This is a genomic window from Nocardioides sp. NPDC057772, assembly GCF_042798075.1.
In the GTDB taxonomy this organism is placed as follows: Bacteria; Actinomycetota; Actinomycetes; order Propionibacteriales; family Nocardioidaceae; genus Nocardioides.
Genome location: NZ_JBHVKN010000015.1, coordinates 1 through 24662, shown reverse-complemented (window position 1 = coordinate 24662; position 24662 = coordinate 1). Strand labels below are relative to the sequence as shown.

Here is a 24662-nt window from a genome sequence, read left to right as displayed (position 1 = left end):
CGATGAACCAGATGCGCGCAACCGTGGTCCACAAGGGCGAGCTCTCCGTGCGGTCGGTCCCGCGCCCGGAGCCCGGGCCGGGTCAGCTGCTGATCAAGGTGCTGCGCACCGGGATCTGCGGCTCCGACCTGCACGTGCGCGAGCACAGCGACGAGCTCAACAAGGTGGTCACCGAGATCGGCTACACCACCGCGATGACCCCGGACCAGGAGATCGTGCTGGGCCACGAAATCCTCGGCGAGGTCGTCGCCTATGGCCCCGAGACCCGCGGTCGCTGGGAGCCAGGCACCGCGGTGGCGGCACTGCCGGTGCTGCGTACGGACGGCGCGGTCCACATGGTCGGCTTCGACGTCGACTCCCCCGGCGGCTTCGCGGAGTACACGGTCGTCCAGGAGGCCTTCACCTTCCCCGTTCCCGACGGGGTGGAGCCGGACCAGGCGGTCTTCACCGAGCCGCTGGCCGTCGCTTTCCATGCCGTACGCCGCGGCGCGGTCTCCGCGCGACGCCCGGCCGTCGTCATCGGCTGCGGCCCGATCGGACTGGCCGTGATCCTCATGCTCAAGGCGCAGGGCGTGAAGACGGTGGTCGCCTCCGACCTCTCCCCCGCGCGCCGCGCGCTGGCGGTGGAGTGCGGCGCCGACGTGGTCGTCGACCCGCGCGAGTCCTCGCCATGGGAAGCCTACAAGCAGCGCGGCCCGGTGAACTCGCTGACCGACTACCTGAGCTTCGGCATCGACGCGATGCAGGTCGTACGCCGGATCCCGCTGCTCCCCTGGGAGACGGTGCTGCTCAACGCCGACCGCCTGGGGCAGTCGCCGACCGGACCGGTGGTCTTCGAGTGCGTCGGCGTCCCCGGCATGCTGGAGCAGATCATGACCGCGGCGCCGCTGCACACCCGCGTCGTGGTGGTCGGGGTGTGCATGGAGCCGGACACGATCCGGCCGGCGATCGCGATCCACAAGGAGATCGACCTGCGGTTCGTGTTCGGCTACGACCCTGCCGAGTTCGCGCGCACGCTCGAGCTCATCGCAGGCGGCAAGGTCGACCCCTCGCCGCTGCACACGGGCACCGTCGGCCTCGACGGCGTCGCGCAGGCCTTCGACGACCTCGCCGACCCGGAGACGCACGCCAAGATCCTGGTCGATCCGTGGGCGTGAGTCCACGATTCTGGTAGACGGGTCACCTACCGGTAGTATCTGTTCACCGCGGCCTGTTCCGGTCTTGCCCCCGGCCGCTCTCGGAACGCGACTTTCACTATGGCGAGACACCTCGCTTGAAAAGTTGACTCCTTGTCCCAGCAGAGCTTCAGCGCGCTCGGCGTGCCCGCAGACCTGACCGCCGTTCTCGACCACCACGGCATCACCTCCCCCACCCCGATCCAGGCAGCGACCCTGCCGGACTCGCTCGCCGGCCGCGACGTGCTCGGCCGCGGGCGGACCGGGTCGGGCAAGACGTACGCCTTCCTGCTTCCGCTCGTCGCCCGCCTCGCCGGCGGGCCGAAGGCGAAGGCGGGCAAGCCGCGCGCCCTCGTGCTCGCGCCGACCCGTGAGCTGGTCCGGCAGATCGAGGAGTCACTGCGTCCGCTCGCGACCGAGGCGGGCCTGAGCGTGCAGACCGTCTTCGGCGGGGTCGGGCAGAACCCGCAGGTCATCGGCCTGCGCAAGGGCGCCGACGTCGTCCTCGCCTGCCCCGGCCGGCTCGAGGACCTGATCGGACAGCGTCACGCCGACCTCTCCTCCGTCGAGATCACCGTCCTGGACGAGGCCGACCACATGGCCGACCTCGGCTTCCTCCCGGCGGTCAAGCGCCTCATGGCCGCGACGCCGAAGGGCGGCCAGCGGCTCCTGTTCAGCGCGACGCTCGACAAGGGCATCAACGTGCTGGTCAAGCAGTTCCTCTCCGCCCCGGTCGTGCACGAGGCCGACTCCGCCCAGTCGCCGGTCGCCGAGATGGAGCACCACGTGCTGCACCTCTCGGCCCGCGAGCACCGCATCCCGGTGCTCGCCGACCTGGCCGCCGCCCCGGGCCGCACCGTCGTCTTCACCCGCACCAAGCACGGCGCCAAGGGCGTCGCCCGCCAGCTCGGCCGCGCCGGTATCCCGGCCGTCGAGCTCCACGGCGACCTGTCCCAGAACGCCCGGGTACGCAACCTGGAGGCGTTCCACTCCGGCAAGGCGACGACCCTGGTGGCCACCGACATCGCCGCCCGCGGCATCCACGTCGACGACGTCACCCTCGTCGTCCACGCCGACCCGCCCGCCGAGCACAAGGCCTACCTGCACCGTTCCGGTCGTACGGCCCGTGCCGGCGCCTCCGGCACCGTGGTCACCCTGATGCTGCCCGACCAGGTCAAGGACGTACGCAGCCTCGCCCGCGCCGCCGGGATCAAGCCCACCACCACCCGGGTCGACGGCCCCGACCACCCGATCCTGGTCGAGCTGGCCCCGGGCGAGCGCAGCCGTCCTGGCCCGTTCGTCCCTGTCGTCACCCAGCCGCCGCGCCGCCCCGCCGGCGAGGGCACCGGCACCCGGAAGAGCCGCCCCGGCTCCCGCGCCCGCCGGCGCCAGCGCGCCGCCGGCACCCGCTGAGTCTTCCCGCTGGTCGAGCCGCCGGAGCCGCTAGGCGGATCGAACTCCGACTCGAGACTGAGGACCTGGTCCTCCGGCGGAACTAGGGTTGGCCGGGTGACTGTGCACGACGACGCCGGCTCCTCCGGCCGGCTGGCGACCTTCTTCGCGACCGACGACGACTGGGAGCGGGAGGGCTCGATCACGCTCGGCGACTGGCTGGTCGGCGCGGTCGTGCTGGTCGCCAGCCTGGTCACCCTGGAGCTGATCCGCGGGGTCGGCACGCTGGACAGCAGCGACGCGCCGACCTGGGTCGAGTGGCTGGCGGTGATCAGCGGAGCCGCGCTGCTGGTCTTCCGGCGCCGGTTCCCGCTGACGATCGCGCTCCTGGCCGGGGTCCACATGTTCGTCACCGGCGTGTGGCTGCCGATGGTGATGGGGCTGCTGCCCATGCAGATCATCTACTTCGTCGCGTTCTTCGCAGGCGCCGCCTGGGCGCGGAGCCGGCGCGACATGGTGGTCGTGATGGGTCTGATCACCCTGTTCATGTTCGCCTGGCTCTCGTGGCAGTTCGCGGTCGGCAGCGGCATCGACGAGATCCGCGAGTCGACCTCGGACGCGGAGGGCTCCTCGCTCGTCGGCCCGGTGACCGCCTACGTGCTGCTCACCACCTTGATGAACCTCCTCTACTTCATCGGCGCGATCGTCGGCGGCCAGGTCGCCTGGCGGGGCACGCGGCAGAAGGCCGAGCTCGCCGCGCAGGCTGTGACCATCGCGGCCCAGTCCGGGCAGCTGCAGCGCCGCGCCGTCATCGACGAGCGCCTGCGGATCGCCCGGGAGCTGCACGACGTGGTCGCCCACCATGTCGCGGTCGTCGGGGTGCAGGCGGCCGCCGGGCGCAAGCTGCTCGAACGCGGCCGTCCCGGCGACATCGAGGGTGCCGCCGAGGCGCTCGGCAACGTCGAGGCCTCCGCCCGCGAGGGCGTCACCCAGATGCGCTCGCTGCTCGGCACCCTGCGCGACCCCGCCGGTGACGCGGAGGCGGAACCCGATGGCGTACGCCGCCCCGAGCCTCGGCTCGAGGACCTGCCCGGGCTCCTGGACGAGGTGCGCGAGAGCGGGCTGCTGGTCGACTACGAGGCCGTCGGCCCGGTCGAGGACCTTCCCCTTCCCCTGGCCCACTCGGTCTACCGGATCGTCCAGGAGGCGCTCGCCAACGTCCGCCGCCACTCGACCGCCGACCGCGCCCAGGTCGTGCTCCGCGTCGACCGGTCGGCCGCTGCCCCGTACGCCGAGGTCGAGGTCACCGACAACGGCCGGCCCCGCCATGGCACCTCCGGCAGCGGCCTGGGTCTGCTGGGCGTACGCGAGCGGGCAGCCGTCCGGAAGGCGGAGGTCGACATCGGGCCCCGCGCGGTGCAGGGGTTCCGGGTGCGGGTGCGGTTCCCGCTCGACTCCCCCGTCCCGTCCTCGGCGGGGGTCGCTCGATGATCCGGGTGCTGCTCGCCGACGACCAGCAGCTGGTGCGCTCGGGGTTCCGTCTCATCCTCTCGATGGAGGACGACATCTCGGTGGTGGGCGAGGCCTCCGACGGCGCCGACGCGATCGCCAAGGCGCGCGAGCTGCGGCCCGACGTGGTCCTCATGGACGTGCAGATGCCCGGCACCGACGGCATCGAGGCGACGCGTACGGTCGTTGCCGAAGGACACGCCAAGGTGATCATCCTGACCACCTTCGACCGCGACGACTACCTCTTCGACGCGCTCGCTGCCGGCGCCAGCGGCTTCCTGCTCAAGAACGCCGACCCCGACTCGCTGGCCGAGGCGGTGCGTGCCGCGGCCGACGGCCACGCGCTGCTCGCGCCGGAGGTCACGATGCGCGTGATCGGCCGGGTGACCAGGGACAACGCTCCCTCGGTGCCGCAGCCGAAACCACCCAAGGAGCTCGACCTCCTGACCGCCCGCGAGCGCGAGGTGCTGCTGCTCATCGGCGAGGGGCTGAGCAACAACGAGATCGCGCGCCGGCTGTTCCTGACGGAGGCGACCGTGAAGACGCACGTGTCGGCCTGTCTGGCCAAGCTGCAGCTGCGCGACCGGGTGCAGACCGTGGTCTTCATCCACCGTCACGGGCTGCTGCCCGCGAGCCCGCCCAACGGGTGAGGACGGGTTCATCCTCGCGACGGATCCGCCGGTCGCGGGGCTGAAATAGCGTGGGTCCCGTTCATTTCCGACGCAGAGGAGTTTCGATGCTCGAGGTCAGCGGGTTGACCCGCCGCTTCGGCGACATGGTCGCCGTCGACGACGTGTCCTTCCCGGTCCCGTCCGGTGGGCTCACCGGGTTCGTGGGCGGCAACGGTGCCGGCAAGACGACCACCATGAGGATGATCATGGGAGTGCTGGCCGCCCATGCCGGCAGGGTCTCCTGGCACGGGCACGAGGTGACCCGCGAGGACCGGCGTCGGTTCGGCTACATGCCCGAGGAGCGCGGCCTCTACCCGAAACAGCCGATCATCGACCAGCTGGTCTACCTGGCCCGGCTGCGTGGCATGACCACCGTCGACGCGCGCCGGGAGATCACCGCGCTGCTGGAGCGGTTCGGACTGGGCGCCCGCGTCAAGGACCCCTTGGAGAAGCTGTCGCTCGGCAACCAGCAGCGCGTCCAGATCATCGCCGCGCTCGTCCCCGCCCCGGTCGCGCTCATCCTCGACGAGCCGTTCTCGGGTCTGGACCCCGAGGCGATCGACGCGATGGCCGACCTGCTGCGCGAGCACGCCCGCGACGGCGTACCCGTCGTCTTCTCCTCCCATCAGCTCGACCTGGTCGACCGGCTGTGTGACCGGCTCGTGGTCATGGCTCGCGGCCGCGTGGTCACCCAGGGCACCGGCGAGGAGCTGCGCGCCGAGGCGGCGCTGCGCTACCGGGTCCTGCTCGACGGCGACGCCGGGTGGGTACGCGACCTGCCGGGCCTCCACGTACGCGACGTCGCCGGCCCCGAGGCCGAGATCGAGGTCGTCTCCCCTGGCGCCGAGCAGAAACTGCTCACCGAGGCCACCACCCGGGGGAACGTGCTCGACTTCCACCGCGTCGTGCCCCGCCTGTCCGAGATCTACCGGGAGGTCACCGCATGACGACGCCCAGGCCCAGGAGCCAGCCCGTGTGGCAGATCGTCGCGCGCCGCGAGGTGGCGGTCCGCGCCACCGACAAGTCGACCCTGATCGGCACCGCAGTGATGCTCGCGGTGATCGTGGGTGTGCTCGGCTTCACCGCGTGGAGCGAGAGCCGCGAGAAGTCCTACGACCTCGCCTACTCGTCCACGGCCTCGCAGGCGATGGCCGAGGGCATCGCCGAGCGCGCCGGTGACATCGACGAGAAGGTACGCATCGAGCCGGTCGCCGTCGATGACGCCGACGCCGCCCGGCACGCGCTCGAGGAGGAGCAGGCCGACGCGTACCTGCACCCGACCGCACAGGGCTGGACGCTGGTCACGCTCCAGGACCCCGACTCCGAGCTGCGCGACGTGGTCAGGCAGGCGGTCGAGGCGATCGTCCTGGCCGACAACGCCGGGGCCGCCGGCACGACCGCCGCCGAGCTGACCAGGGGATCCGCGGTCGCGCTCGACCAGCTCGAGGGCGACAGCGAGCTGACCGCGATCCGCTACGTCGTCGGCTACGCGCTCGCGATCGTCTTCTACTTCGCCTCGATCATGTTCGGGATGACGCTGGCCAACAGCGTCGTGGAGGAGAAGCAGTCGCGGATCGTGGAGATGATCGCCGCCGCGGTGCCGCTGCGGCAGCTGCTCGCCGGCAAGATCATCGGCAACGCGGTCATCGCGGTCGCCCAGATGCTCATCTACGTCGCCGTCGGGCTGGTCGGACTGAGCCTGACCGACTTCAGCTTCGCGCTGCCCGCGCTCTCGGGCGCGATCGGCTGGTTCGTGGTCTTCTTCCTGATCGGTTTCGTGGTGCTCTCGACCCTGTGGGCGGTCGCGGGTGCGCTCGCCTCGCGCACCGAGGACCTGCAGTCCTCCTCGACCCCGATCACGATGCTGCTCATGGTGATGTTCTTAGGCGCTCTCTACCTCGACGGTGTCGGCGAGCGGATCGGGTCCTACGTGCCGCCGCTCTCCGCGGTGCTCATGCCGATGCGCCTGGTCGACGGCAGCGCCGCCTGGTGGGAGCCGATCATCGCCGTGGTCCTGCTCCTCGCCTTCGGCGTCGCGCTCGTACGTCTCGCCGAGCGCCTCTACAGCAGGGCTCTGCTCCAGACCGGCGGCCAGCTCTCCCTCAAGGCCGCCTGGCGGCTGGAGGAGTGAGTCCGGCTCAGGCCGAGGCGCGCGAGAAGCCGAGATGGATCGCGAAGCCCGTCAGCAGCCCGCCCGCCGTCCAGCGCACCCCGCGCTCGACGCGGCGGCTGCGGCGGAGCACGCCGGACACCCGCCCGGCGAGGACCACCCACACCGCGTTGACCACGGTCGCGACCGCGATCTGCACGAGCCCCAGCTCGATCAGCTGCAGGCTCGTGGGCCCGTTTCCGGCCTGGACGAACTGCGGCAGCAGCGCGCCGTACATCAGCGCGATCTTCGGGTTGAGCAGGCAGGTGGTCAGCCCGGTCAGGTAGAGCCGCCACGCGGAGTGCCGCGGCAGGTCGGCATCCGGGGTGAGCGCCTGGTTGGAGCCACGCACCATCCCCCAGGCCAGATAGATCAGGTAGGCCACCCCAGCGATCTTGATCGCCACGAACAGCCCCGGGACCACGGCGAACAGCAGCGCCAGACCGAGCGTGGTGGCCAGGACGTACAGCAGGAACCCGGTCACCACCCCGGCGAGCGAGACCATCCCGGCCGTACGTCCCTGGATCAGCGTCCGGGAGACCAGATACATCATGTTGGGACCGGGGGTGACGACCATCCCGAACGCGATGGTCGCGACGGCGAGGGCAGCGGACGCGGAGATCACCGTTCGAGGCTAGGCCCAGGCGCTCCATCGCCCGAACGAATTTTCGTTCGCCGAGACAAACCCGGGGCGGAGACGCCAGGGTGGGTCGAAACCTGTCACCGTCGACCGGAGGAGCCCGGCATGGCCCGAGAGATCAGCACCATCGTGACGGACCTGCACTACCTGGAGTGCCCGCGCTGGCACCAGGACCGGATCTGGTTCGTGGACTTCTACTCCCACAAGGTCTACTCGGCCCGGGAGGACGGGTCCGACCTGAGGGTCGAAGCCGAGGTGCCGGGGCAGCCCTCGGGGCTGGGCTGGCTCCCCGACGGCCATCTCCTGGTCGTGTCGATGAGCGACCGCCGGATCCTGCGGCGCGAGTCCGACGGCTCGCTGGTCACCCATGCCGACCTCAGCGGCCATATCAGCCACCATCTCAACGACATGGTCGTCGACGAGCAGGGCCGGGCGTACGTCGGGAACTTCGGCTTCGACATCATGGCCGGCGCCGACGTGGCGCCGACCGTGCTGCTCCGGGTCGACCCGGACGGGACGGTGGCCGAGGTCGCCGACGACCTGTGGTTTCCCAACGGCAGCGTCATCACCGACGACGGCACGCTGATCGTCGACGAGACCTGCGGCAACCGGATCACCGCGTTCGACATCGCCCCGGACGGGTCGCTGACCAACCGGCGTACCTGGGCGAAGTTCGGCGAGCTCAGCACCCACACCGCGTTCGCCGAGGCGATGGGCGACGCCGTCCTCGCACCCGACGGCTGCTGCCTGGACGCCGAGGGCGCCCTCTGGACCGCAGACGGGGTCTTCGGCCGGCTGGTCAGGGTCGCCGAGGGCGGCGAGATCCTCGAGCAGATCGAGCTGGACGGCGGCGTCTTCGCCTGCATGCTGGGCGGCGGCGACGGGAGGACGCTGTACGCCTGTGCCGCCCCCGACTTCTTCGAGGAGCCGCGCAAGGCGAACACCGAGGCGCGGCTGCTGGCCATCCGGGTCGACGTCCCGCATGCGGGGCGTCCCTAGGTCGGCCTCAGGCCTGGACGTCGGGCGGCGGGCCGTCGAGCCGCCCGGCGCGGCTGCGGATCGGCACCGCGACGTGGAGCGCGTTGCTCTCCAGCGTGAAGTCGGTCGGCGTCTCGGTGACGATCTCACCGTCGAGGTTGACCTGCATCGCCTCGTCGGTGGTGATCCGCACGGCTGAGGTGGTCACGTGGTGCACCTGCTCGTGCTCGATGAAGTGGCCGCTCCTGAGCAGCCGCGCGATCGAGACGTGGTCACGCATCCGGCCGCGGACGATGGCGTAGACGTCGAGCAGGTCGTCGTCCACCGACGCGGTGGGCGAGACGGTGTTGCCGCCGCCGTAGTGGCGGCCGTTGCCGACCGCGACCTGGAGCAGGTCGTCGAGCTCCATCGTGTCGTGGTCGCCCTCGGGGAACTCCAGCCGGGCGGTGAACGGCTTGTGGTGTCGGTAGGCCTGGAGGGTCGCGACCGGATAGGCCGCCGGCCCGATCAGCTTCTTCAGGCGCGGGTTCAGCGCCTCGGTCACCGCGACCGAGAGGCCGAAGGAGGCGACGTTGAGGTAGGCGTGGCCGTTGGCCCGGCCGATGTCGACGTTGATGATCTTCCCCTCGAGCATCTGCCGGACCGCGGTCTCCGGGTCCTGGTCGAGCTCGAGCGTGCGGGCGAAGTCGTTGGCGGTGCCGAGCGGCAGCACGGCGAGCACGACGTCGCTCCCGGCGATCCGGGCCGCCGCCGCGCCCACCGAGCCGTCACCACCACCGATGACGAGCAGGTCGGGTTTGTCGGCCGCCACCTCGTCGAGCGTTGCCTCCAGCTCCTCCCCCGAGTGGACAGCGTAGGAGTGCACGTCGGCGATGCCCGCGGACCGCAGCATCTCCTCGGACGACGCCAAGGCGTCCTGTCCCCGGCGCGAGCCGGCGTTGACCACGAGCGCGACCTTGACGGAGTCGCGCGACAACAGCGATTGCATGTCCACAACAGGAGCGTACGCAGTCCACCTGAGTCGACGCTGGCGCGTTCCTGTGAGCGGACTGTGACGGCGGTGTCAGACCACCACGCCGGCCGTGACCACCTCGGCGAAGACGCCGAACGCCGGCTCGCCGGCCCGGTTGAGCGGGCGGTGGGTGGCGAGCGTCTTCAGGACGCGTACGTCCCGCTCCCCCGTCTCCGGATGGATGTCGATCACCGCACAGCGCGGGATGGGTACGCCGATCCGCAGCGTCGCACCGCCGACCCGGACCTCCCGGCCGACCCAGGTGTCCTCGGCGTAGGGCTCGTCGCTCTCGACCACCAGGTTGGGACGGAACCGCGCCGCGTCCAGAGCGTCCTGGCCGGTCCGCCCGGCGAGGTCGCGCAGCGAGGCCGTGGTCACCACCGACACGGAGCCCGCGAAGACGACGTCTCCACGGCGGGCACGGGCCAGTCGCAGCGGCCGGTCCAGCCACCGCGAGAGCAGCTCGGCGTGGGGACCGCCGACCAGCTCCAGCTCGACCTCGCGGCCCCAGTAGTCGCAGGTGATGGTCTCCCCCGTCGCCACCGGCTCCGCCGAGGCGGTCTCGCCGTCCGGCAGCTCCACGTCGAGCCGGTCGCCCACGACCTGTGCTCGCACGGCGACCAGCGACGGGTTCTGGACGGTGCGCAGCACCCGCCCGCGCGCCGGGTCCGCAGGGTCGACCGACACCAGGGCGAACCCGCGGTCTCCCACGGCCCCCTGGGCGTCGAGCACGACCTGGTCGTAGGCCAGGTGCCTGGTCCCCTTGATCGGCGCGAAACCCGCGCGCACCACCGTCAGCTCATCGGTCACGGGCCCAGTCAACCAGCGCTGCGAAACGCCTTGGCGCCCTCGGCCGCCAGCTCGCTGTAGCCGGTGGTCCCGGAGCCGAGCAGCTCCTCGGCGGCTCGCTTGACGGCGCCGAGCGCGGCGAAGGCGAACGCGCCGCCGACCGAGATCCGGGCCGCACCGGCCTCGGCCAGCTCCGGGACCGACGGTCCGCCCGGGAGCAGCAGGACGTTGACGGGCCGGTCGACGGCGTCGACCAGGCGGCGTACGTCCTCGACCGCGATGACTCCGGGCGCGAAGAGCACGTCGGCTCCGGCCTCCTGATAGGCCTGGAGGCGGGTGATCGTGTCGTCCAGGTCGTCGCGGCCACGGATGTGGTTCTCCGCGCGAGCGGTGAGGACGAAGCCGTCCCCGGCGGCCGCGGCGGCAGCCGCGACCCGCTCGGCGGCCTCCTCGACGGGATAGATCGTGTCCTTCTCGAGTCCGGCGTAGTCCTCGATCGACGCACCCGCCAGACCGGCCGCGACGGCGAGCCGGAAGGTCTCCTCGACCTCGGCGGTGGTGGCCGCGAAGCCGGCCTCCAGGTCGGCCGAGACCGGCACCTCGACCGCGTCGACCAGCGCGGTCGCGTGGGCGATGACCTCGTCCCGGGTGACCTGGCCATCCATGCGGCCCAGGGTCGCGGCGTACCCGCTGCTGGTCGTGGCCAGCGCCTGGAATCCCAGCGAGGCCAGGACCTTGGCCGAGCCGGCGTCCCAGGCGTTGGGCATCAGCAGCGGGCGTCCGGGCAGGTGCAGCGACAGGAAGTTCTCGGCGAGCGACATGCCGGTCACCCTGCCACGACCGCCTCGCGGGCGCACGCGAGAATCCGACCTAGACTCATCGGACATGGGGCACGACCACGACCACATCTCTCCCGCGGCGGACCGGCGCTACCTGATCGCCGCGATGTCGCTCCTGGGTGTGTTCCTGATCGGCGAGGTGGTGGTCGCGATCATCGCCAACTCGCTCGCGCTGCTCGCCGACGCGGGTCACATGCTCACCGACGTCGGCGCGATCGCGGCGGCGCTGTGGGCGATGCGGCTGGCCGCCCGGCCGGCTCACGGCCAGTGGACCTACGGCTGGAAGCGGGCCGAGATCCTCTCCGCGGCGCTCAACGGCATCACCCTGCTCGTCTTCGCCGCCGTGGTGGGCGTGGAGGCGATCCGGCGCCTGATCGACCCGCCCGACGCCGAGGGATGGCCGATGTTCGTCGTCGCGCTCGTCGGCTGCGTCGTCAACGTGATCGCGGCCGCCCTGATGGCCCGCGCCAACCGCACCTCGCTCAACGTCGAGGGCGCCTACCAGCACGTCCTCTCCGACCTCTACGGCTTCATCGGCACCCTCGTCGCCGCGGTCGTCATCCTGCTCACCGGCTGGACCCGAGCCGACCCGGTGGCCTCGCTCGTGGTCGTCGCCCTGATGACGTACGCAGGTGTGCGTCTGCTCCGCGACAGCGGCCGGATCCTGCTCGAGGGCGCACCGGCCGAGGTCGACGTCGAGGACCTGCGCCAGCACCTGCTCGAGGTCGAGGACGTGGTCGACGTGCACGACCTGCACGCCTGGACCGTCACCTCGGGCCTGCCCACGGTCTCGGCCCACCTGACCCTGCGGCCGGAGTGCTTCCTCGACGGCAGCGCGCCGAAGGTCCTCGACCGGGTCCAGGCCTGTCTGGCCGGACACTTCGACGTCGAGCACTCCACCTTCCAGCTCGAGCCCGAGACCCACCTGGCCCACGAGCCCGGGATGCACTGAGCCTCTCGCCGGAGGGACGTCAGGCCCGGGAGAGTGCGGTGAGGGCTGCCTCGCGCGCCTGCTCGATCGCGTCCTCGGCGATGCCGCACAGCCTCAGGCAGGCCGAGGCGATCGTGGCGACGGTGGTGCTGCCGATGCGGTCGTCTCGGCGGAGGCTGACCACGCTCTCGACCATCTGCACGAGCAGCTCGCCGAGCCCGGGCTCGTCACTGCTCGCCGAGACCCGCTCCCCCGCGGCCCGCTGCGCGACCCGGTTGTAGCCGGCGACGAGGTCCCCTCGGAGATGGCCGTAACGGTCGTAGACGGGCGAGGCGATCACGTCGGGCAGGCGGTAGAGCATGCCGATGTTGTAGGGCATCGCGACCAGCGCGCTCATGTCGCTGACGGCGAGGGCGTACAGGCCCACGTCGGGAGTGACCGACCCCATGACGGCCTCGATCTTCCCGGCCTGCTCGACGCGGTCCTGGACCGACCGCTCGAGCAGCACGGCAAGGATCTCCTCCTTGCTGCCGAAGTGGTAGTAGATGGAGGCCTGCCTCAGGCCGGCACCCTCCGCGATCTCGCGGGTCGTGGTGCCGGCGTAGCCGCGGCCCACGAAGAGCTCAGCGGCGGCAGCGAGGATCTGATCTCGAGGGTTCGCCGCAATCTTGCCGGGAAGCAGCCGTGGACGGCCGCGACCAGGACGCGGCGAGATCTGTGACACCGTGGCATCGCCTTTTTCTGTCGCACGATAGATAACGTTGGAGAGGGCAAGTTTCGCACTCATATCGAAAGAGTCAAGCGCTGGGCCACGTGTCCACCCGCAAACCACTCAGTGCGTGAGCTTCAGCCCGACGACACAGCCGACGAGCGCGACGATCAGCAGGACGCGTACCGGGCTCATCGACTCCTCTCCGGCGACCATCGAGTAGCCGACGGTGAGCGCGGCACCGATGCCGACCCAGACCGCGTAGGCGGTGCCGATCGGCACGGTGCGCATGGCCATCGCGAGACCCACCAGACTGCCGATCAGGGCAACGCCGAACACGACCGACGGGACCAGCCGCGAGAAGCCCTCGGTGCGGCCCAGGGCGAGCGCCCACACCGCCTCGAGGACGCCAGATGCAACGAGAAAAAGCCAGGACATGACCACTCCAGACGGCCGTCTTGTCGCGCCTCCGGGTACGGCTCCCTCGTCCGGCAGCCGGTCTCGGCTGACGTCTTCGACATTAGCAAAACTGTCACTCGATAGAAACTTCAGGATGGTAGAGAACGCGTGTTCTTCAGCACGGGATCCGGAACGGAATTCTGGGCACGATGATGAGAGGATGCGACGGTGACCTTCACCGTCGGCTTCGTCACCGGAGCCACCCCCGACAAGTGGGCCCGGATCTGGCGTGACCGCAGCCGTGAGCGGCTCGAGCTGGTCCCGGTCACCGAGGAGGACCAGGAGCGGCTGCTGCATGAGGGCGACCTCGACATGTGCCTCGTCCGCCTTCCCGTGGACCGCGACGGGCTCCACTGCATCCCGCTCTACGAGGAGCAGCCGGTCGCGGTGATGGGCCACGAGCACCTCCTCTCCCTGCTCGAGGAGATCACCCTCGACGATCTCGCCGAGGAGCAGCTCGTCATCCCAGAGCGCGGGGGCTGGACGCCAAGCGCCGAACAGCTCGCCTGGCCGCCGATGAGCGAGAAGGACGCCATCGAGACCGTCGCCGCCGGCACCGGCGTGGCGATCGTGCCGATGTCGATCGCTCGCCTCTATCACCGCAAGGACGCCGTCTTCCGTCCCGTGGCGGGGGTCGAGCCCACCACCGTCGGGCTGGCCTGGCTGATCGACAACGACGACGAGCGCGTGCAGACCTTCATCGGCATCGTCCGCGGCCGCTCGCGGAACTCCTCCCGACGCTGAGACGCACCCAGATGAGCGCTCCCGGTGAGTGACCGGGCAGACTTTGCACCATGCTCGAACCCACCGACCTCACCGCCCGCGCGACCGAGGCGCTGCGCACCACGTTCGGCACCGAGGCCACGGTGGTCGGAAGGGCGCCGGGCAGGGTCAACCTGATCGGCGAGCACACCGACTACAACGCCGGACTGGTGCTGCCGGTCGCACTCCCCCACGCGACGTACGCTGCGGCCGCACCGCGCACCGACGGCGTCATCCGGATCGCCTCGGCCCAGGAGCGCGAGCCGTTCACCGGCCACGTCGACGAGCTCGGTCCGGAGATCGAGGGCTGGGCCGCGTACGTCGCGGGGGTGCTGTGGACCTTGCGTGAGGCCGGCCTGGTGACGGGTGGTCTCGACATGCACCTGGAGTCGTCGGTCCCGCTCGGTGCGGGCCTGTCGTCGTCGGCGTCGGTCGAGTGCGCCACCGCGATGGCGGCGCTCGGCGTCGCCGGCCGGACACTCGACGAGGACCTGCGGCGCGCCGTCGTCGCGGCCGGGATCCGGGCCGAGACCGAGGTCGCCAAGGCGCCGACCGGCGGGATGGACCAGTCGGTCTCGGTCTTCGCCGAGGCCGGCGGCGCCCTGCTGATCGACTTCTCCTCAGGTGAGCACCGCAGCGTCCCGCTGGCCCTGGGCGAGCGCACCGTCCTGGTCACCGACACCCGGGTCAAGCACCAGCTGACCGACGGCGGCTACGCCTCGCGCCGTGCCCAGTGCGAGAAGGCCGCCGCCGACCTCGGGCTGCGCTCGCTGCGCGAGGCCACGCTGGAGCAGGTCGAGACCCTCAGCGACGACGTCGTACGCCGCCGCGCCCGCCACATCGTCACCGAGATCGCCCGGGTCGAGCCGACGGTGACCGCGCTGGGCGCGGGCGACTGGACCGCGATCGGTGAGCTCTTCGCCACCTCGCACGCCTCCATGCGCGACGACTTCGAGATCTCGGTGCCCGAGCTGGATCTCGCCGTCGAGACCGCGGTCGGCGCCGGTGCCGACGGCGCCCGGATGACCGGCGGCGGCTTCGGCGGCTCGATCGTCTCGATCCTCCCCGCCGCGGCCGTGGAGGCGGTCAGCGCGGCCATCGACAAGGCCTTCGCCGCGGCCGGCTACGGCGCCCCGGGCCACCTCATCGCCAGCCCGTCGGAGGGCGCGATGTTCACCGAGGTAACGCGGTGAACTGACAATGACTTCGTGGAGTTCCACGAGGTCAGTGGGCGCTGACCGAGTTACCTCGGTCAGCATCCCGCCCCGGCCCGCCGGCTCAGACCAGACCCGCCTCGGCGAGCATCCGGGTCGCCGTGGCGACCGCGGCCTCACGCGCGGCCCGGAGCAGCTCGACGTCGGTCTCGGTACGCCCCGGGATCGGGTCGCCCGCGCCGGGCGCGAACGTCAGTGTGTGCGCACCCGCGAAGCTCCCGGCCCTCATCTCCGCGACCGAGCTGCGGTAGCGCTCCGGCCTGGTCCGGTAGAGCTCGCCGAGCTCGGGGTTGACCCGGCGCAGGTAGCGCTCGATGACGCGGTCTGCCGGACCGTAGCCGGGCGCCGTCCCGAACGGACGGGTCACCAGCACGATGGCGTGCGTCGCCCCGAGCGCCGCCGCCGAGGCGACCGGCACCGCTTCGACCAGCCCGCCGTCGAGCCAGCGGCGGCCGCGTACGGTCACCGGAAGACCGCCGGCCAGGGGCAGCTGGCTGGAGGCGATCACCGACTCGGCCAGGTCGGTGGCGTCGGCGAAGTCGGTGAGCGGGACGGACTCGGCGGTCATCACGTCGGTGGCCACCGCCGCCAGCCGGGGCGCTCCTTCGCGCAGCGCCAGCGACCACTCGAACAGCTCCGAGGAGCGGGTGGTGATCCCTCGGGTGTCCACCATCGACTTGCGCCGCAGCATCCGCCCGGCGCCGATGTACTCGGGCGAGGCGAACACCGAGGCGTACGACTCGCTGAAGGCACCGATCGTCCCCGCCGCCACCGCGGTCGCATTGGCCGCGCCGGCGGAGGTGCCGACCACCAGATCGACAGCATCCAGAACACCCCGTTCGGCAAGGACCGCGGCCATCGTCGCCGACAGCATCCCGCGCATGCCGCCACCCTCGATCACGAGGGCCAGGGTCGCCTCGTCACTCTTCTCCCCACGGTCCCCGCCGAGGCGGGACCGGAGCAGGTCCACCACTCCCGATTGCAATGCGTCCACACCTGGATTGTGATGCTACCGATGAGTAGATCCGTGCCCGGGGTCGGTCCGACACCCCCGGGCAGGGGCGCACGTCACACGTTCGCGGTCAGCCAGTCCGCGAGGTCGCGGGCGGAGCGGTCGACGACGTTGGCCCAGTCGAGGGCGGTCTCGTCGGCGTTGTCGGAGACGTGCTTCACGATCCGTGCCGGCACGCCGGCCTCGCGAGCTGCCCAGGCGACGGCGAAGGCCTCCATGTCGACCAGGTGAGCCCGCTCGGCGAGCTCGGCGCGTACGGCCGTGTCGGTGACGAACAGGTCTCCGGTGGCGCAGACGATGTCGGACTCACCGACCTCGAGGGCGTCCTCGACGTCGTAGCCCAGCGCCCGGATCGCGGCGGCGGAGAAGTCGTGGTTGAGCACCGTGCCGACCTCGAGGAGGCCGGTGTGGCCGTCGCGCAGCGCGCCGCAGGAGCCGATGTTGACGACCTGCCGGATCGTCCGATCGGCCGTCAGCACACGCGAGACGGCCGAGGCAGCCGCCACCTTCCCGATCCCGGTGATCACCACCTTGAGCCCGGAAGGGACATGGGCCGCCTCGGCCTTGGTCGCTGACACCACGAGAACGCTCATGCCGCCGCCTCCGTCGAGGAGATCAGAGAATACGGAAGCGGCGGCCTGAGGCCCATTGTCGTTCGCTGGCGCTCACTCATGGCGGCAGACCTTAGTGGGTCACTTGAGCTCCGCGGACGAGAGCCCGAGAACCCGCCGGGCCACGATCAGCTGCTGGATCTGCTGGGTGCCCTCGAAGATGTCGAGGATCTTCGAGTCGCGGGCCCACTTCTCCAGCAGCTCACCCTCGGAGTAGCCGATGGTGCCGGCCAGCTCGACACAGGACAGGGTCACGTCCGACCCCATCCGGCCGGCCTTGGCCTTGGCCATCGAGGCTTCCTTGGAGTTGGGCTGACGGTTGTCCGCCATCCAGGCGGCCTGGAGCATGAGGAGGTAGGCACCCTCGTAGTCCGACTCGAGCTGGATGAACTTCGCCGCGGCCGCCGACTGGAGGTGAGCGGGCCGGTCGTAGTCGATCTCGACACCCGCCTGCTGGAGCAGGTCGCGGGTGTAGTCGAGCGCCGCACGGGCGCAGCCGACCGCCATCGAGGCCACCAGCGGGCGGGTGTTGTCGAAGGTGGCCATCGCCCCCGCGAAGCCCTCCTTGACGTTGATCTCGGGGCTTCCGAGCAGGTTCTCGGCGGGCACCCGGCAGTCGGTGAAGGTGATCGTGGCGGTGTCGGAGGCCTTGATCCCGAGCTTGTGCTCGAGACGCTCGACCTTCATCCCCGGAGTGCCCTTCTCGACCACGAACGACTTGATCGCCGCCTTGCCGAGCTCCTTGTCGAGCGTCGCCCACACCACGACCGCGTCGGAGCGGTCGCCGGAGGTGACGAAGATCTTCTCGCCGTTGAGCACGTAGTGGTCGCCGTCGAGCGTGGCGGTGGTCTTGATGTTGGCCGAGTCGGAGCCGGTGCCGGGCTCGGTGATCGCCATCGAGGCCCAGATGCCGTCGAAGCGCTCGTGCTGCTCGTCGTTGGCGACCGACGCGATCGCCGAGTTGCCCAGGCCCTGGCGCGGCATCGCCAGGGTGAGGCCGACATCGCCCCAGCACATCTCCGAGACGGAGAGGACCGAGGACATGTTGGCGCCGTTCTTGACCTTGCCGTCGTCGGGCTTGGAGTCGCGGCGTACGCCGGTGGCGCCCGCGCCCTCGCCCTGACCCGACTCGGACAGACCGTCCGCCATGGCGGCGAGCATGTCGAGCTCGGTGGGGTACTCGTGCTCGGCCTTGTCGTACTTGCGCGAGATCGGCCGCAGCATGTTCATCGCGACCTGGTGGATCTGCTCGCGCAGCGGCTTGAGCTTCTTGGGGTCCTCCAGATTGATGGCCATCAGACCAGCACCGTGCCTTCCATGATCCCGATCGCACGCAGGTCGCGGTACCACCGCTCCACCGGGTGCTCCTTGACGAAGCCGTGACCGCCGAGCAGCTGGACGCCGTCGAGGCCGATCTGCATGCCCTTGTCGGCACACAGCTTGCGAGCCAGCGCGATCTCACGGGTCGCGTCGATGCCCTGGGCCACGCGGCTGGCGGCCTTGTAGGTCACCAGGCGCATCGCCTGCAGCTCGATGGCGATGTTGGCGACCATGAACGCCACCGACTGGCGGTGGGCGATCGGCTCGCCGAAGGCCTCGCGCTCCTTGACGTAGGGCGTCACGTAGTCGAGGACGGCCTGGCCGACACCGATCGACAGCGCGCACCAGGCGAGGCGGGAAAGCCGCACGGCCTCGGTGTAGGTCGAGCCGTCGGTCTCACCGAGAACGGCCTCTGCGGGGACCTTCACGTCGCTCAGGGTCAGCTTGGTCAGCGAGGCGGCGCGTACGCCCATCGCGGGCTCGGACTCGATGCTCAGGCCCGAGGTCGAGGACTCGACCAGGAACAGCACCGGCTTGCCGGCGAGCGAGGCGCCGACCACGAAGAGCTCGGCCTCGGCGCCACGGGCGACCAGCGACTTGGCGCCGTTGAGGATGTAGCCGTCGGCCGTCTTCGTGGCCGTGGTCGAGGGCGAGAGCACGTCGAAGAGGACCTTGTCCTCGTTGAGCGCGAACGCGGCCGCGGGCACGTTGCCCTCGGTGAAGGCGGGCAGGTAGGTCTGCTGCTGCTCGTCGGTGCCCCACAGGCCGAGCGCCGTCGCGACCGAGCCGGGCGCGAGCGCTGCGACGGCCAGACCGAGGTCGCCCTTGGCGAGCGCCTCGGCGACCAGGGTGCCGGCGACCGCGGAGCGGGTCTCGGAGATGCCACCGAGCTCCTCGGGGACGCCCAGGATCGGCAGCCCGATCTCCAGGCTGGACTTGAGCAGCTCCTCGGGCGCGGCGCAGGCCTCATCGGCCTCGGCCGCAGCGGGACGTACGACCTCGGTGGCGAACTCGGTGACGACGTCGACGAGCATCTGCTCGTCCTCGGTCGGGGTCAGGTCGAAGACGCCCTGGGGGATGGCGTTGGGCACGCGTACGCCCGGGGCACCCTGCTTGCCCTTCTTCTTGAACGCGCGGCTGGTCGCCGCCATCGTCTTGAACCCGCTGCGGGTAACCGTGAAGACGACCTGCTCGGTCTGCTTGCGGACACCGAGCCGGTCGAGCGCAGGACTCTGCGAGAGCTTGCGCAGACCGGCCACGGCGAATCCGATCGGATCACGCGACTCGCCGGACGGGACTCCGTGCGAGAGCCCGCCACGTAGGCCTTGGAGGATACTCATGAGAAGAACTGTAACTCGGAGTTACAACACGGTCTACAACGGAGGGCGGTGATAGCGGTAACAAACCATGCACCGCTTCTTTATAGGCTTGGCACATGTCCGACTCCTCGCTCGAATCCGTTGCCCCGCTCGCGCCCCACGGCGCCCTGCCTGAGGGTGGGAGGGTGCGGCCGATCACGCGCTGGGGCACGCCGGTCATGCACCGGCCGAAGAAGCAGGTCGAGGTCTTCGACGCCGCGCTGACCGAGCTCGCCGCCGACATGGTGGCGACGATGTACGCCGCCGAGGGCGTGGGCCTCGCCGCCGACCAGATCGGCGAGGACGTCGCGATCTTCGTCTTCGACTGCCCCGACGCCACCGGTCAGCGCACCGTCGGCGTCGTCTGCAACCCCGTGCTGACGCTGCCCGAGGGCGACGACCGCCGCCTCGACGTCGACCTGGAGGGCTGCCTCTCCTTCCCCGGCGCCTTCGTCGACTGCGGCCGTCCCGACTGGGCTGCCGTCGACGGCCTCGGCCTCGACGGCGAGCCGGTCCACTTCGAGGGCGACGGCCTGCTCGCCCGCTGCCTCCAGCACGAGACCGACCACACCAACGGCACCGTCTTCGGCGACCGCATCTCCGCGAAGGCCCGCAAGAAGCTCACCAAGGAGCACGACCGCGTGGCCAAGGACTACCCCGCCGACTGGCCCGCCGGCGAGCACGTCGACTGAGCCCACATCGGCCCACATCGGCCCACGTCGGCCCCACCTCCGGCTAGGCCATCCGGTCCACGACGTACTCGGCGATCGCCAGGCTCGAGGTCGCGGCCGGGCTCGGCGCGTTGCGCACCGAGGTGATGCCGTCGGAGTGGTGGATGACGAAGTCGTCCACCAGCGAGCCGTCGCGCTCGACGGCCTGGGCCCGCAGCCCGAGGCCCGCGCGCTCGACGTCGGCGGCGCCGATCGCGGGCACGTAGCGCTGGGCCTCACGCATGTAGGCCTGCTTGGACAGTACGCCGCGAAGCTCCGTGACACCGGTGCGCCAGTGCTCGGCGGCGAACCGCCAGAACCCGGGCCACGCCAGCGTGTCGACGAGGTCGCGCGGTGTCAGCGACGTACGGCCGTAGCGCCGGCGACTGAGCGCCAGGAAGGCGTTGGGCCCGACCTCCAGGCCACCGCCCACTCGACGGGTGAAGTGCACGCCGAGGAACGGGTAGCGCGGGTCGGGGACGGGATAGACCATGCCGCGGACGAGATCCTGCTTCGCCGCGCTGACCTGCATGTACTCGCCGCGGAACGGGATGATCCGGGGCGCCTTCGGCCCGCCGGTCAGCTCGCCTAGCCGGTCGGACTCCAGGCCACCGCATACGACCAGGTGGTCGACCCTGGTCCGGCCGGTGGGAGTCTCCACCCCGATCCCACCGGGGACTCGGTGGATGCCGGTGACCTCCTCGCCGAGGCGTACCTCTCCCCCGGCCTCGGTGATGCTCCGGCCGAGCGCCTCGGTCACCGCGACGTAGTCGGTGATCGCGGTGCGTGGCGAATGCAGGGCGGCCAGCCCCGCGGCGTACGGCTCGATCTCCTTCATCTCCTCGGGGCCGACTCGCCTCAGCCCCGGCACGCCGTTCTCGGTGGCCGTCTTCTCCAGCGCGTCGAAGCGACCCATCTCGTCCTCGCCGACCGCGACGACGAGCTTGCCGCACTCCTCCAGCGGAATCCCGTGCTCGGCCGCGAAGTCCTTGAGGAGGTCTCGGCCGCGGGTGCAGAGCCGAGCCTTGAGGCTGCCCGGCTTGTAGTAGATGCCGGCGTGGACGACGCCGGAGTTGTGGCCGGTCTGATGGGCGCCGAGCGTGGTCTCCTTCTCGAAGACGATCACCGTATCGGCGCGGCGGCGGCGCAGGGTCTCCCGCGCCACCGCCAGTCCGACGATCCCGCCGCCGACGACTCCGGTCGTGGTCAACGCGCCTCAGCCCCCGAGAGCATCTCGCGGACCTGCATGGTGGCTCGGCATGCCGCGGCGCACTTCCCCGCCCACATCAGCGCATCGTCGAGGGTGTCGACGTCGACGATGATGAAGCCGCCGAGGTGCTCCTTGCTCTCCGGATAGGGACCGTCGGTGACCACGCCGGCCTCGTCGACCGTCCAGGCGTCCTCGAGACCGCCCTTGATCCCCCCTCCGAAGACGAAGACGCCGGCCGCCATGGCCTCGCGCGTCATCTCGGAGGAGGCAGCGGCGATCTCGGCCACGTCCTCGTCGCGGTGGTCGACCGCCTCGTCGCGGAACGAGATCAGATACTTGGTCATCGACAACCTCCTGTCTTCGGGCAGCGCTCGTCGCCACCCCTCACTCGCTCCACGAACGGGTTCAGCCGCTTTCGACAGCTCCTCGGGAAGAACGTACGCCGCGGCTGCCGTCACCGCCCCCAGAACCCGGTGATCTCCTCTGCGAGGCGTGGGCCCTGGGGTGGCCTGTCCGGCTGCCGACAGAGCTCACGATGAGCCGACCGCGGGACACGACAGGGTTCGCTCGAATTATCGCCACGATCGGCACGTCGCGGCCTTACGGTGAGTCCGTGACGAAGACCTGGTCGATCCTGCGCCTGGCCATGGCCGCGCTCATCCTCGCGGCGATCCTGACCGAGTTCCGCAACGCGTTGCGCACGGTGCCCGTCGAAGGCTCCAGCACGGCGACGGTCCTGGTGAACTTCTTCAGCTACTTCACGATCGAGTCCAACCTCTTCGCCGTGGCCGCACTCGTGGCCGGCGCGGTCTGGGCGCTGACCCGCACCGGTCCGGAGCCGGTGTGGATCGCCGTGCTGCTCGCCGCCGCCACGACGTTCATGACCATCACCGGGGTCGTCTACAACGTGCTGCTGCGCGGGATCGCGCTCGCCACGACACCGTGGGCCAACGAGGTCCTGCACCTCGTCGGGCCGATCTTCCTGGTCGTCGACCTGCTCTTCGCTCCGCCGCGCCGCCGGTTGCCGTGGCGCACGATCGCGGTCGTCATCTCGTGGCCGATCGTCTGGGTGGTCTACACGCTGCTGCGCGGCGAGTTCGTGGTCTCGCCGCTCACCGGGGACGGATGGTGGTATCCCTACCCGTTCCTCAATCCGCACGTCCAGGACGGCTATCTCGTCGTCGCCTTCTACGTCGCCGGCATCGCCGCGGCCTTCACGCTGGTCGCCTGGGGCGTCGTCAGCGTCGGCCGGCGCCGAGACCTCGCCCCGATCGAGCCTTCCACCACCCGGGCGATGCCCTAGCCGTTGCGGATCATCCAGCGCTCGGGCGCGGGCAGAGGCTCCCAGCCGTACTTCGCGTAGAGTTCGTGGGCGTCCTCGGTCGCGAGCAGCGTCCTGCGGATCCGGTAGGGCTCGAGGTCGGCGACGACGCCCTCGATCAGCAGCGTGCCGATCCCCTGGCCGCGTACGCCCGGGTCGACGATCACGTCGCACAGCCAGGCGAAGTCGGCCAGGTCGCTGACCACCCGGGCGAAGGCCACCTGGGTGCCCGCCGCGTCGTAGACGCCGTAGCAGCGCGACCCCTTGTTGGCCGCGTCCTGCACCTCCCGCGTCCGGTCGCTCGCCCAGTAGGACTGTCGCAGCATCCGGTGCACCCAGTCGGGGTCGATCCGGCTCTGGTCGGCGGAGAAGGAGTACGCCGCGGGCTCGGCGCCCGCCGCCGGCTCCGCGGTCAGCAGGCCGAGCAGGTCGTCCGGCTCGTCGGGCTCCGGTCGCGCGACCTGAGGAGCGATCGCGGGGGCTTCGACGGCACCCGCGAACCCCGGGCCGGGGTCCGGCGTGCGGCCCTCCTGGTAGGCCAGCGCGGCACCGTTCGCGAGTCGGTCGGCGGCTTCGTTGAGCGGGTGCCCGGAGTGGCCCTTGATCCACTCGAAACGCACGTCACGGCCCTGCATCGCCGCGTCGAGCTCCTTCATGATCTCGACGTTGAGGACGGGCTTGCCGTCGGCCTTCTTCCAGCCCTTGCGCTTCCAGCCCGCCATCCACTGGGTGATGGAGTTGATGACGTACTTCGAGTCGCAGTAGACGAGCAGGGGCTCGCCGGTGTGGGCCGTCTGCTGCAGCAGGTCCAGGACCGCGGTCAGCTCGCCCTGGTTGTTGGTGCCGTGGGGCCATCCGCCGCACGCCCAGGTGGACTCGTCCACATACCAACCCCACCCCGCGGGTCCCGGGTTTCCGAGCGCCGAACCGTCAGCAGCAGCCACAATCGTCACGCGCCCATCCTGCCAGCCGCGCGCCGGCCCCTCCCCGGGGGTCAGGGGTTGACGCGCGGGCCCGACGCGGTCGAGCCGCGCACGACGAGCTCGGGGTGGAAGACGAACTCCGAGTGGGGCGTGCCGGTGCCGGCGATCTCGTCGAGGATCGCCCGGACGGCGGCCTGGCCCATCGCCTGGACCGGCTTGCGGACGGTGGTCAGCGGCGGGTCGGTGAAGGCGATGAGCTGGGAGTCGTCGTAGCCGACGATGGAGACGTCCTCGGGCACCTGCAGGCCGCGCGAGCGGGCGGCGCGGATGGCGCCGAGCGCCATCATGTCGCTGGCGCAGACGATCGCCGTGAAACCCTCGTCGAGGAGCGCGGAGGCGGCCGCCTGACCGCCCTCGAGGGTGAACAGCGAGTCGCGGATGTGGCCCTTCTCGACCTCCTCGGCGCTCAGCCCGAAGCGGTCGGTCATCGTCGCCACGAATCCCTCGATCTTGCGCTGGACCGGGACGAAGCGACGGGGGCCGACGGCCAGGCCGATCTTGGAGTGGCCGAGCGTGGCCAGATGGGTGACCGCCAGCTGCATCGCCTCACGGTCGTCGGGCGAGATGAACGGCGCCTTGATCTCGGGGGTGAACCCGTCGAGGAGGACGTACGGAACGCCCTGGGCGCGGAGCTTCTCGTAGCGGGTCATGTCGGCGGTGGTGTCCGCGTGCAGACCGGACACGAAGATGATCCCGGTGACGCCGCGCTCGACCAGCATCTCGGTGAGCTCGTCCTCGGTCGATCCGCCCGGGGTCTGGGTGGCGAGCACCGGCGTGTAGCCCTGACGGGTCAGCCCCTGCGCGATGACCTGCGCCAACGCCGGGAAGATCGGGTTGTCGAGCTCGGGCGTGATCAGCCCGACCAGGCCCTCGCTGCGCTGGCGCAGCTTCACCGGACGCTCGTAGCC

General features: G+C 70.8%; 26 protein-coding genes and 1 riboswitch. Of the genes, 12 read left to right on the top strand and 14 right to left on the bottom strand.

What is annotated here, in order from left to right; translation table 11 throughout:
- Positions 1 to 2: 2 nt before the first annotated feature.
- From ACFVJS_RS04960 to ACFVJS_RS04935, 6 genes are all read left to right on the top strand, one after another.
- Positions 3 to 1157 (top strand): zinc-binding dehydrogenase, encoded by a 1155-nt coding sequence (locus tag ACFVJS_RS04960; RefSeq protein ID WP_378877828.1) that lies wholly within the window; start codon positions 3 to 5, stop codon positions 1155 to 1157.
- A 132-nt stretch (positions 1158 to 1289) separates the two neighbouring features.
- A complete protein-coding gene (locus ACFVJS_RS04955; RefSeq protein WP_378877827.1) occupies positions 1290 to 2588 on the top strand; it encodes a DEAD/DEAH box helicase in 1299 nt (432 codons plus the stop codon).
- 96 nt (positions 2589 to 2684) lie between these two features.
- A complete protein-coding gene (locus ACFVJS_RS04950) occupies positions 2685 to 4058 on the top strand; it encodes a sensor histidine kinase (protein WP_378877826.1) in 1374 nt (457 codons plus the stop codon).
- Positions 4055 to 4726 carry a response regulator gene (locus tag ACFVJS_RS04945; RefSeq protein ID WP_378877825.1) on the top strand — a complete coding sequence of 224 codons (672 nt, stop codon included), beginning with the start codon at positions 4055 to 4057 and terminating at the stop codon, positions 4724 to 4726. Before ACFVJS_RS04950 ends, ACFVJS_RS04945 begins: the two co-directional genes overlap by 4 nt.
- An 86-nt stretch (positions 4727 to 4812) precedes the next feature.
- Positions 4813 to 5694 carry an ABC transporter ATP-binding protein gene (locus ACFVJS_RS04940; protein ID WP_378877824.1) on the top strand — a complete coding sequence of 294 codons (882 nt, stop codon included), beginning with the start codon at positions 4813 to 4815 and terminating at the stop codon, positions 5692 to 5694.
- A complete protein-coding gene (locus ACFVJS_RS04935; protein WP_378877823.1) occupies positions 5691 to 6878 on the top strand; it encodes an ABC transporter permease in 1188 nt (395 codons plus the stop codon). The genes ACFVJS_RS04940 and ACFVJS_RS04935 overlap by 4 nt, the downstream gene beginning before the upstream one ends.
- Before the next feature lie 7 nt (positions 6879 to 6885).
- On the opposite strand, the gene ACFVJS_RS04930 is transcribed toward ACFVJS_RS04935, so the two are convergent.
- Positions 6886 to 7521, bottom strand: a complete 636-nt coding sequence (locus tag ACFVJS_RS04930) for a LysE family translocator (RefSeq protein ID WP_378877822.1) — start codon at positions 7519 to 7521, stop codon at positions 6886 to 6888.
- 120 nt (positions 7522 to 7641) lie between these two features.
- On the opposite strand from ACFVJS_RS04930, the gene ACFVJS_RS04925 reads away from it, so the two are divergent.
- Positions 7642 to 8535: an SMP-30/gluconolactonase/LRE family protein gene (locus ACFVJS_RS04925; RefSeq protein WP_378877821.1), complete on the top strand. Its 894-nt coding sequence runs from the start codon at positions 7642 to 7644 to the stop codon at positions 8533 to 8535.
- Positions 8536 to 8542: 7 nt separating this feature from the next.
- On the opposite strand, the gene ACFVJS_RS04920 is transcribed toward ACFVJS_RS04925, so the two are convergent.
- From ACFVJS_RS04920 to ACFVJS_RS04910, 3 genes are all read right to left on the bottom strand, one after another.
- The gene (locus tag ACFVJS_RS04920; protein ID WP_378877847.1) at positions 8543 to 9502 is read right to left on the bottom strand and encodes a lipid kinase; all 960 of its coding nucleotides are present in this window, start codon (positions 9500 to 9502) and stop codon (positions 8543 to 8545) included.
- Between the two features lie 75 nt (positions 9503 to 9577).
- On the bottom strand, positions 9578 to 10336 hold the full coding sequence (locus tag ACFVJS_RS04915) for an MOSC domain-containing protein (RefSeq protein ID WP_378877820.1): 759 nt from the start codon (positions 10334 to 10336) through the stop codon (positions 9578 to 9580).
- An 8-nt stretch (positions 10337 to 10344) separates the two neighbouring features.
- Entirely contained in the window at positions 10345 to 11136 is a 792-nt protein-coding gene (locus ACFVJS_RS04910; protein WP_378877819.1) for an isocitrate lyase/phosphoenolpyruvate mutase family protein, read from the bottom strand.
- Between the two features lie 64 nt (positions 11137 to 11200).
- Here ACFVJS_RS04910 and ACFVJS_RS04905 point away from each other — a divergent pair, with 64 nt between their 5' ends.
- Positions 11201 to 12106, top strand: a complete 906-nt coding sequence (locus tag ACFVJS_RS04905; protein WP_378877818.1) for a cation diffusion facilitator family transporter — start codon at positions 11201 to 11203, stop codon at positions 12104 to 12106.
- A 19-nt stretch (positions 12107 to 12125) separates the two neighbouring features.
- Here the strand turns inward: ACFVJS_RS04905 and ACFVJS_RS04900 are convergent, their stop codons facing one another.
- Both ACFVJS_RS04900 and ACFVJS_RS04895 read right to left on the bottom strand, forming a co-directional pair.
- Positions 12126 to 12809: a TetR/AcrR family transcriptional regulator gene (locus tag ACFVJS_RS04900; RefSeq protein ID WP_378877817.1), complete on the bottom strand. Its 684-nt coding sequence runs from the start codon at positions 12807 to 12809 to the stop codon at positions 12126 to 12128.
- A gap of 108 nt (positions 12810 to 12917) precedes the next feature.
- Positions 12918 to 13232, bottom strand: a complete 315-nt coding sequence (locus ACFVJS_RS04895; protein WP_378877816.1) for a DMT family transporter — start codon at positions 13230 to 13232, stop codon at positions 12918 to 12920.
- A 10-nt stretch (positions 13233 to 13242) separates the two neighbouring features.
- Positions 13243 to 13306: riboswitch (guanidine-III (ykkC-III) riboswitch) on the bottom strand.
- A gap of 115 nt (positions 13307 to 13421) precedes the next feature.
- Here ACFVJS_RS04895 and ACFVJS_RS04890 point away from each other — a divergent pair.
- Together ACFVJS_RS04890 and galK are read left to right on the top strand one after the other, a co-directional pair.
- Entirely contained in the window at positions 13422 to 13997 is a 576-nt protein-coding gene (locus ACFVJS_RS04890) for a LysR family substrate-binding domain-containing protein (RefSeq protein WP_378877815.1), read from the top strand.
- A 50-nt stretch (positions 13998 to 14047) separates the two neighbouring features.
- Complete coding sequence (gene galK / locus ACFVJS_RS04885) at positions 14048 to 15208, top strand: galactokinase (protein WP_378877814.1); 1161 nt, start codon at positions 14048 to 14050, stop codon at positions 15206 to 15208.
- Between the two features lie 85 nt (positions 15209 to 15293).
- Here galK and ACFVJS_RS04880 read toward each other — a convergent pair whose 3' ends face one another.
- The 4 genes from ACFVJS_RS04880 to ACFVJS_RS04865 all read right to left on the bottom strand — a co-directional run bounded on the left by ACFVJS_RS04880 (position 15294) and on the right by ACFVJS_RS04865 (position 19512).
- Complete coding sequence (locus tag ACFVJS_RS04880; protein ID WP_378877813.1) at positions 15294 to 16223, bottom strand: patatin-like phospholipase family protein; 930 nt, start codon at positions 16221 to 16223, stop codon at positions 15294 to 15296.
- Positions 16224 to 16297: 74 nt separating this feature from the next.
- Positions 16298 to 16834, bottom strand: coding sequence for a nucleosidase (locus ACFVJS_RS04875; RefSeq protein WP_378877812.1), 537 nt, complete (start codon positions 16832 to 16834; stop codon positions 16298 to 16300).
- 99 nt (positions 16835 to 16933) lie between these two features.
- Positions 16934 to 18148 (bottom strand): acyl-CoA dehydrogenase family protein, encoded by a 1215-nt coding sequence (locus ACFVJS_RS04870; protein WP_378877811.1) that lies wholly within the window; start codon positions 18146 to 18148, stop codon positions 16934 to 16936.
- Positions 18148 to 19512, bottom strand: a complete 1365-nt coding sequence (locus ACFVJS_RS04865) for an acyl-CoA dehydrogenase family protein (protein ID WP_378877810.1) — start codon at positions 19510 to 19512, stop codon at positions 18148 to 18150. Before ACFVJS_RS04865 ends, ACFVJS_RS04870 begins: the two co-directional genes overlap by 1 nt.
- 95 nt (positions 19513 to 19607) lie before the next feature.
- On the opposite strand from ACFVJS_RS04865, the gene def reads away from it, so the two are divergent.
- Positions 19608 to 20222, top strand: coding sequence for a peptide deformylase (gene def / locus ACFVJS_RS04860; RefSeq protein ID WP_378877809.1), 615 nt, complete (start codon positions 19608 to 19610; stop codon positions 20220 to 20222).
- 43 nt (positions 20223 to 20265) lie between these two features.
- Here the strand turns inward: def and lhgO are convergent, their stop codons facing one another.
- Both lhgO and ACFVJS_RS04850 read right to left on the bottom strand, forming a co-directional pair.
- Positions 20266 to 21450: an L-2-hydroxyglutarate oxidase gene (lhgO, locus tag ACFVJS_RS04855; RefSeq protein WP_378877808.1), complete on the bottom strand. Its 1185-nt coding sequence runs from the start codon at positions 21448 to 21450 to the stop codon at positions 20266 to 20268.
- Entirely contained in the window at positions 21447 to 21794 is a 348-nt protein-coding gene (locus ACFVJS_RS04850) for a YciI family protein (RefSeq protein WP_378877807.1), read from the bottom strand. Before ACFVJS_RS04850 ends, lhgO begins: the two co-directional genes overlap by 4 nt.
- Before the next feature lie 269 nt (positions 21795 to 22063).
- Between ACFVJS_RS04850 and ACFVJS_RS04845 the strand changes: the two genes are divergently transcribed.
- Positions 22064 to 22753, top strand: a complete 690-nt coding sequence (locus tag ACFVJS_RS04845; protein WP_378877806.1) for a Pr6Pr family membrane protein — start codon at positions 22064 to 22066, stop codon at positions 22751 to 22753.
- Here the strand turns inward: ACFVJS_RS04845 and ACFVJS_RS04840 are convergent.
- Positions 22750 to 23724, bottom strand: a complete 975-nt coding sequence (locus ACFVJS_RS04840; RefSeq protein WP_378877805.1) for a GNAT family N-acetyltransferase — start codon at positions 23722 to 23724, stop codon at positions 22750 to 22752. The two genes, ACFVJS_RS04845 and ACFVJS_RS04840, sit on opposite strands and share 4 nt — an antisense overlap.
- A gap of 41 nt (positions 23725 to 23765) precedes the next feature.
- On the bottom strand, positions 23766 to 24662 hold an 897-nt coding region (locus ACFVJS_RS04835), incomplete at its 5' end, for a substrate-binding domain-containing protein (RefSeq protein WP_378877804.1).

Coding starts and splice junctions, on each gene's coding strand:
- ACFVJS_RS04850 (WP_378877807.1), bottom strand. CDS start 21,794: ATGACCAAGTATCTGATCTCGTTCCGCGACGAGGCGGTCGACCACCGC.
- ACFVJS_RS04895 (WP_378877816.1), bottom strand. CDS start 13,232: ATGTCCTGGCTTTTTCTCGTTGCATCTGGCGTCCTCGAGGCGGTGTGG.
- ACFVJS_RS04925 (WP_378877821.1), top strand. CDS start 7,642: ATGGCCCGAGAGATCAGCACCATCGTGACGGACCTGCACTACCTGGAG.
- ACFVJS_RS04920 (WP_378877847.1), bottom strand. CDS start 9,502: ATGCAATCGCTGTTGTCGCGCGACTCCGTCAAGGTCGCGCTCGTGGTC.
- ACFVJS_RS04870 (WP_378877811.1), bottom strand. CDS start 18,148: ATGGCCATCAATCTGGAGGACCCCAAGAAGCTCAAGCCGCTGCGCGAG.
- ACFVJS_RS04865 (WP_378877810.1), bottom strand. CDS start 19,512: ATGAGTATCCTCCAAGGCCTACGTGGCGGGCTCTCGCACGGAGTCCCG.
- ACFVJS_RS04905 (WP_378877818.1), top strand. CDS start 11,201: ATGGGGCACGACCACGACCACATCTCTCCCGCGGCGGACCGGCGCTAC.
- ACFVJS_RS04945 (WP_378877825.1), top strand. CDS start 4,055: ATGATCCGGGTGCTGCTCGCCGACGACCAGCAGCTGGTGCGCTCGGGG.
- galK (WP_378877814.1), top strand. CDS start 14,048: ATGCTCGAACCCACCGACCTCACCGCCCGCGCGACCGAGGCGCTGCGC.
- ACFVJS_RS04960 (WP_378877828.1), top strand. CDS start 3: ATGAACCAGATGCGCGCAACCGTGGTCCACAAGGGCGAGCTCTCCGTG.
- ACFVJS_RS04940 (WP_378877824.1), top strand. CDS start 4,813: ATGCTCGAGGTCAGCGGGTTGACCCGCCGCTTCGGCGACATGGTCGCC.
- def (WP_378877809.1), top strand. CDS start 19,608: ATGTCCGACTCCTCGCTCGAATCCGTTGCCCCGCTCGCGCCCCACGGC.
- ACFVJS_RS04910 (WP_378877819.1), bottom strand. CDS start 11,136: ATGTCGCTCGCCGAGAACTTCCTGTCGCTGCACCTGCCCGGACGCCCG.
- ACFVJS_RS04875 (WP_378877812.1), bottom strand. CDS start 16,834: ATGAGCGTTCTCGTGGTGTCAGCGACCAAGGCCGAGGCGGCCCATGTC.
- ACFVJS_RS04935 (WP_378877823.1), top strand. CDS start 5,691: ATGACGACGCCCAGGCCCAGGAGCCAGCCCGTGTGGCAGATCGTCGCG.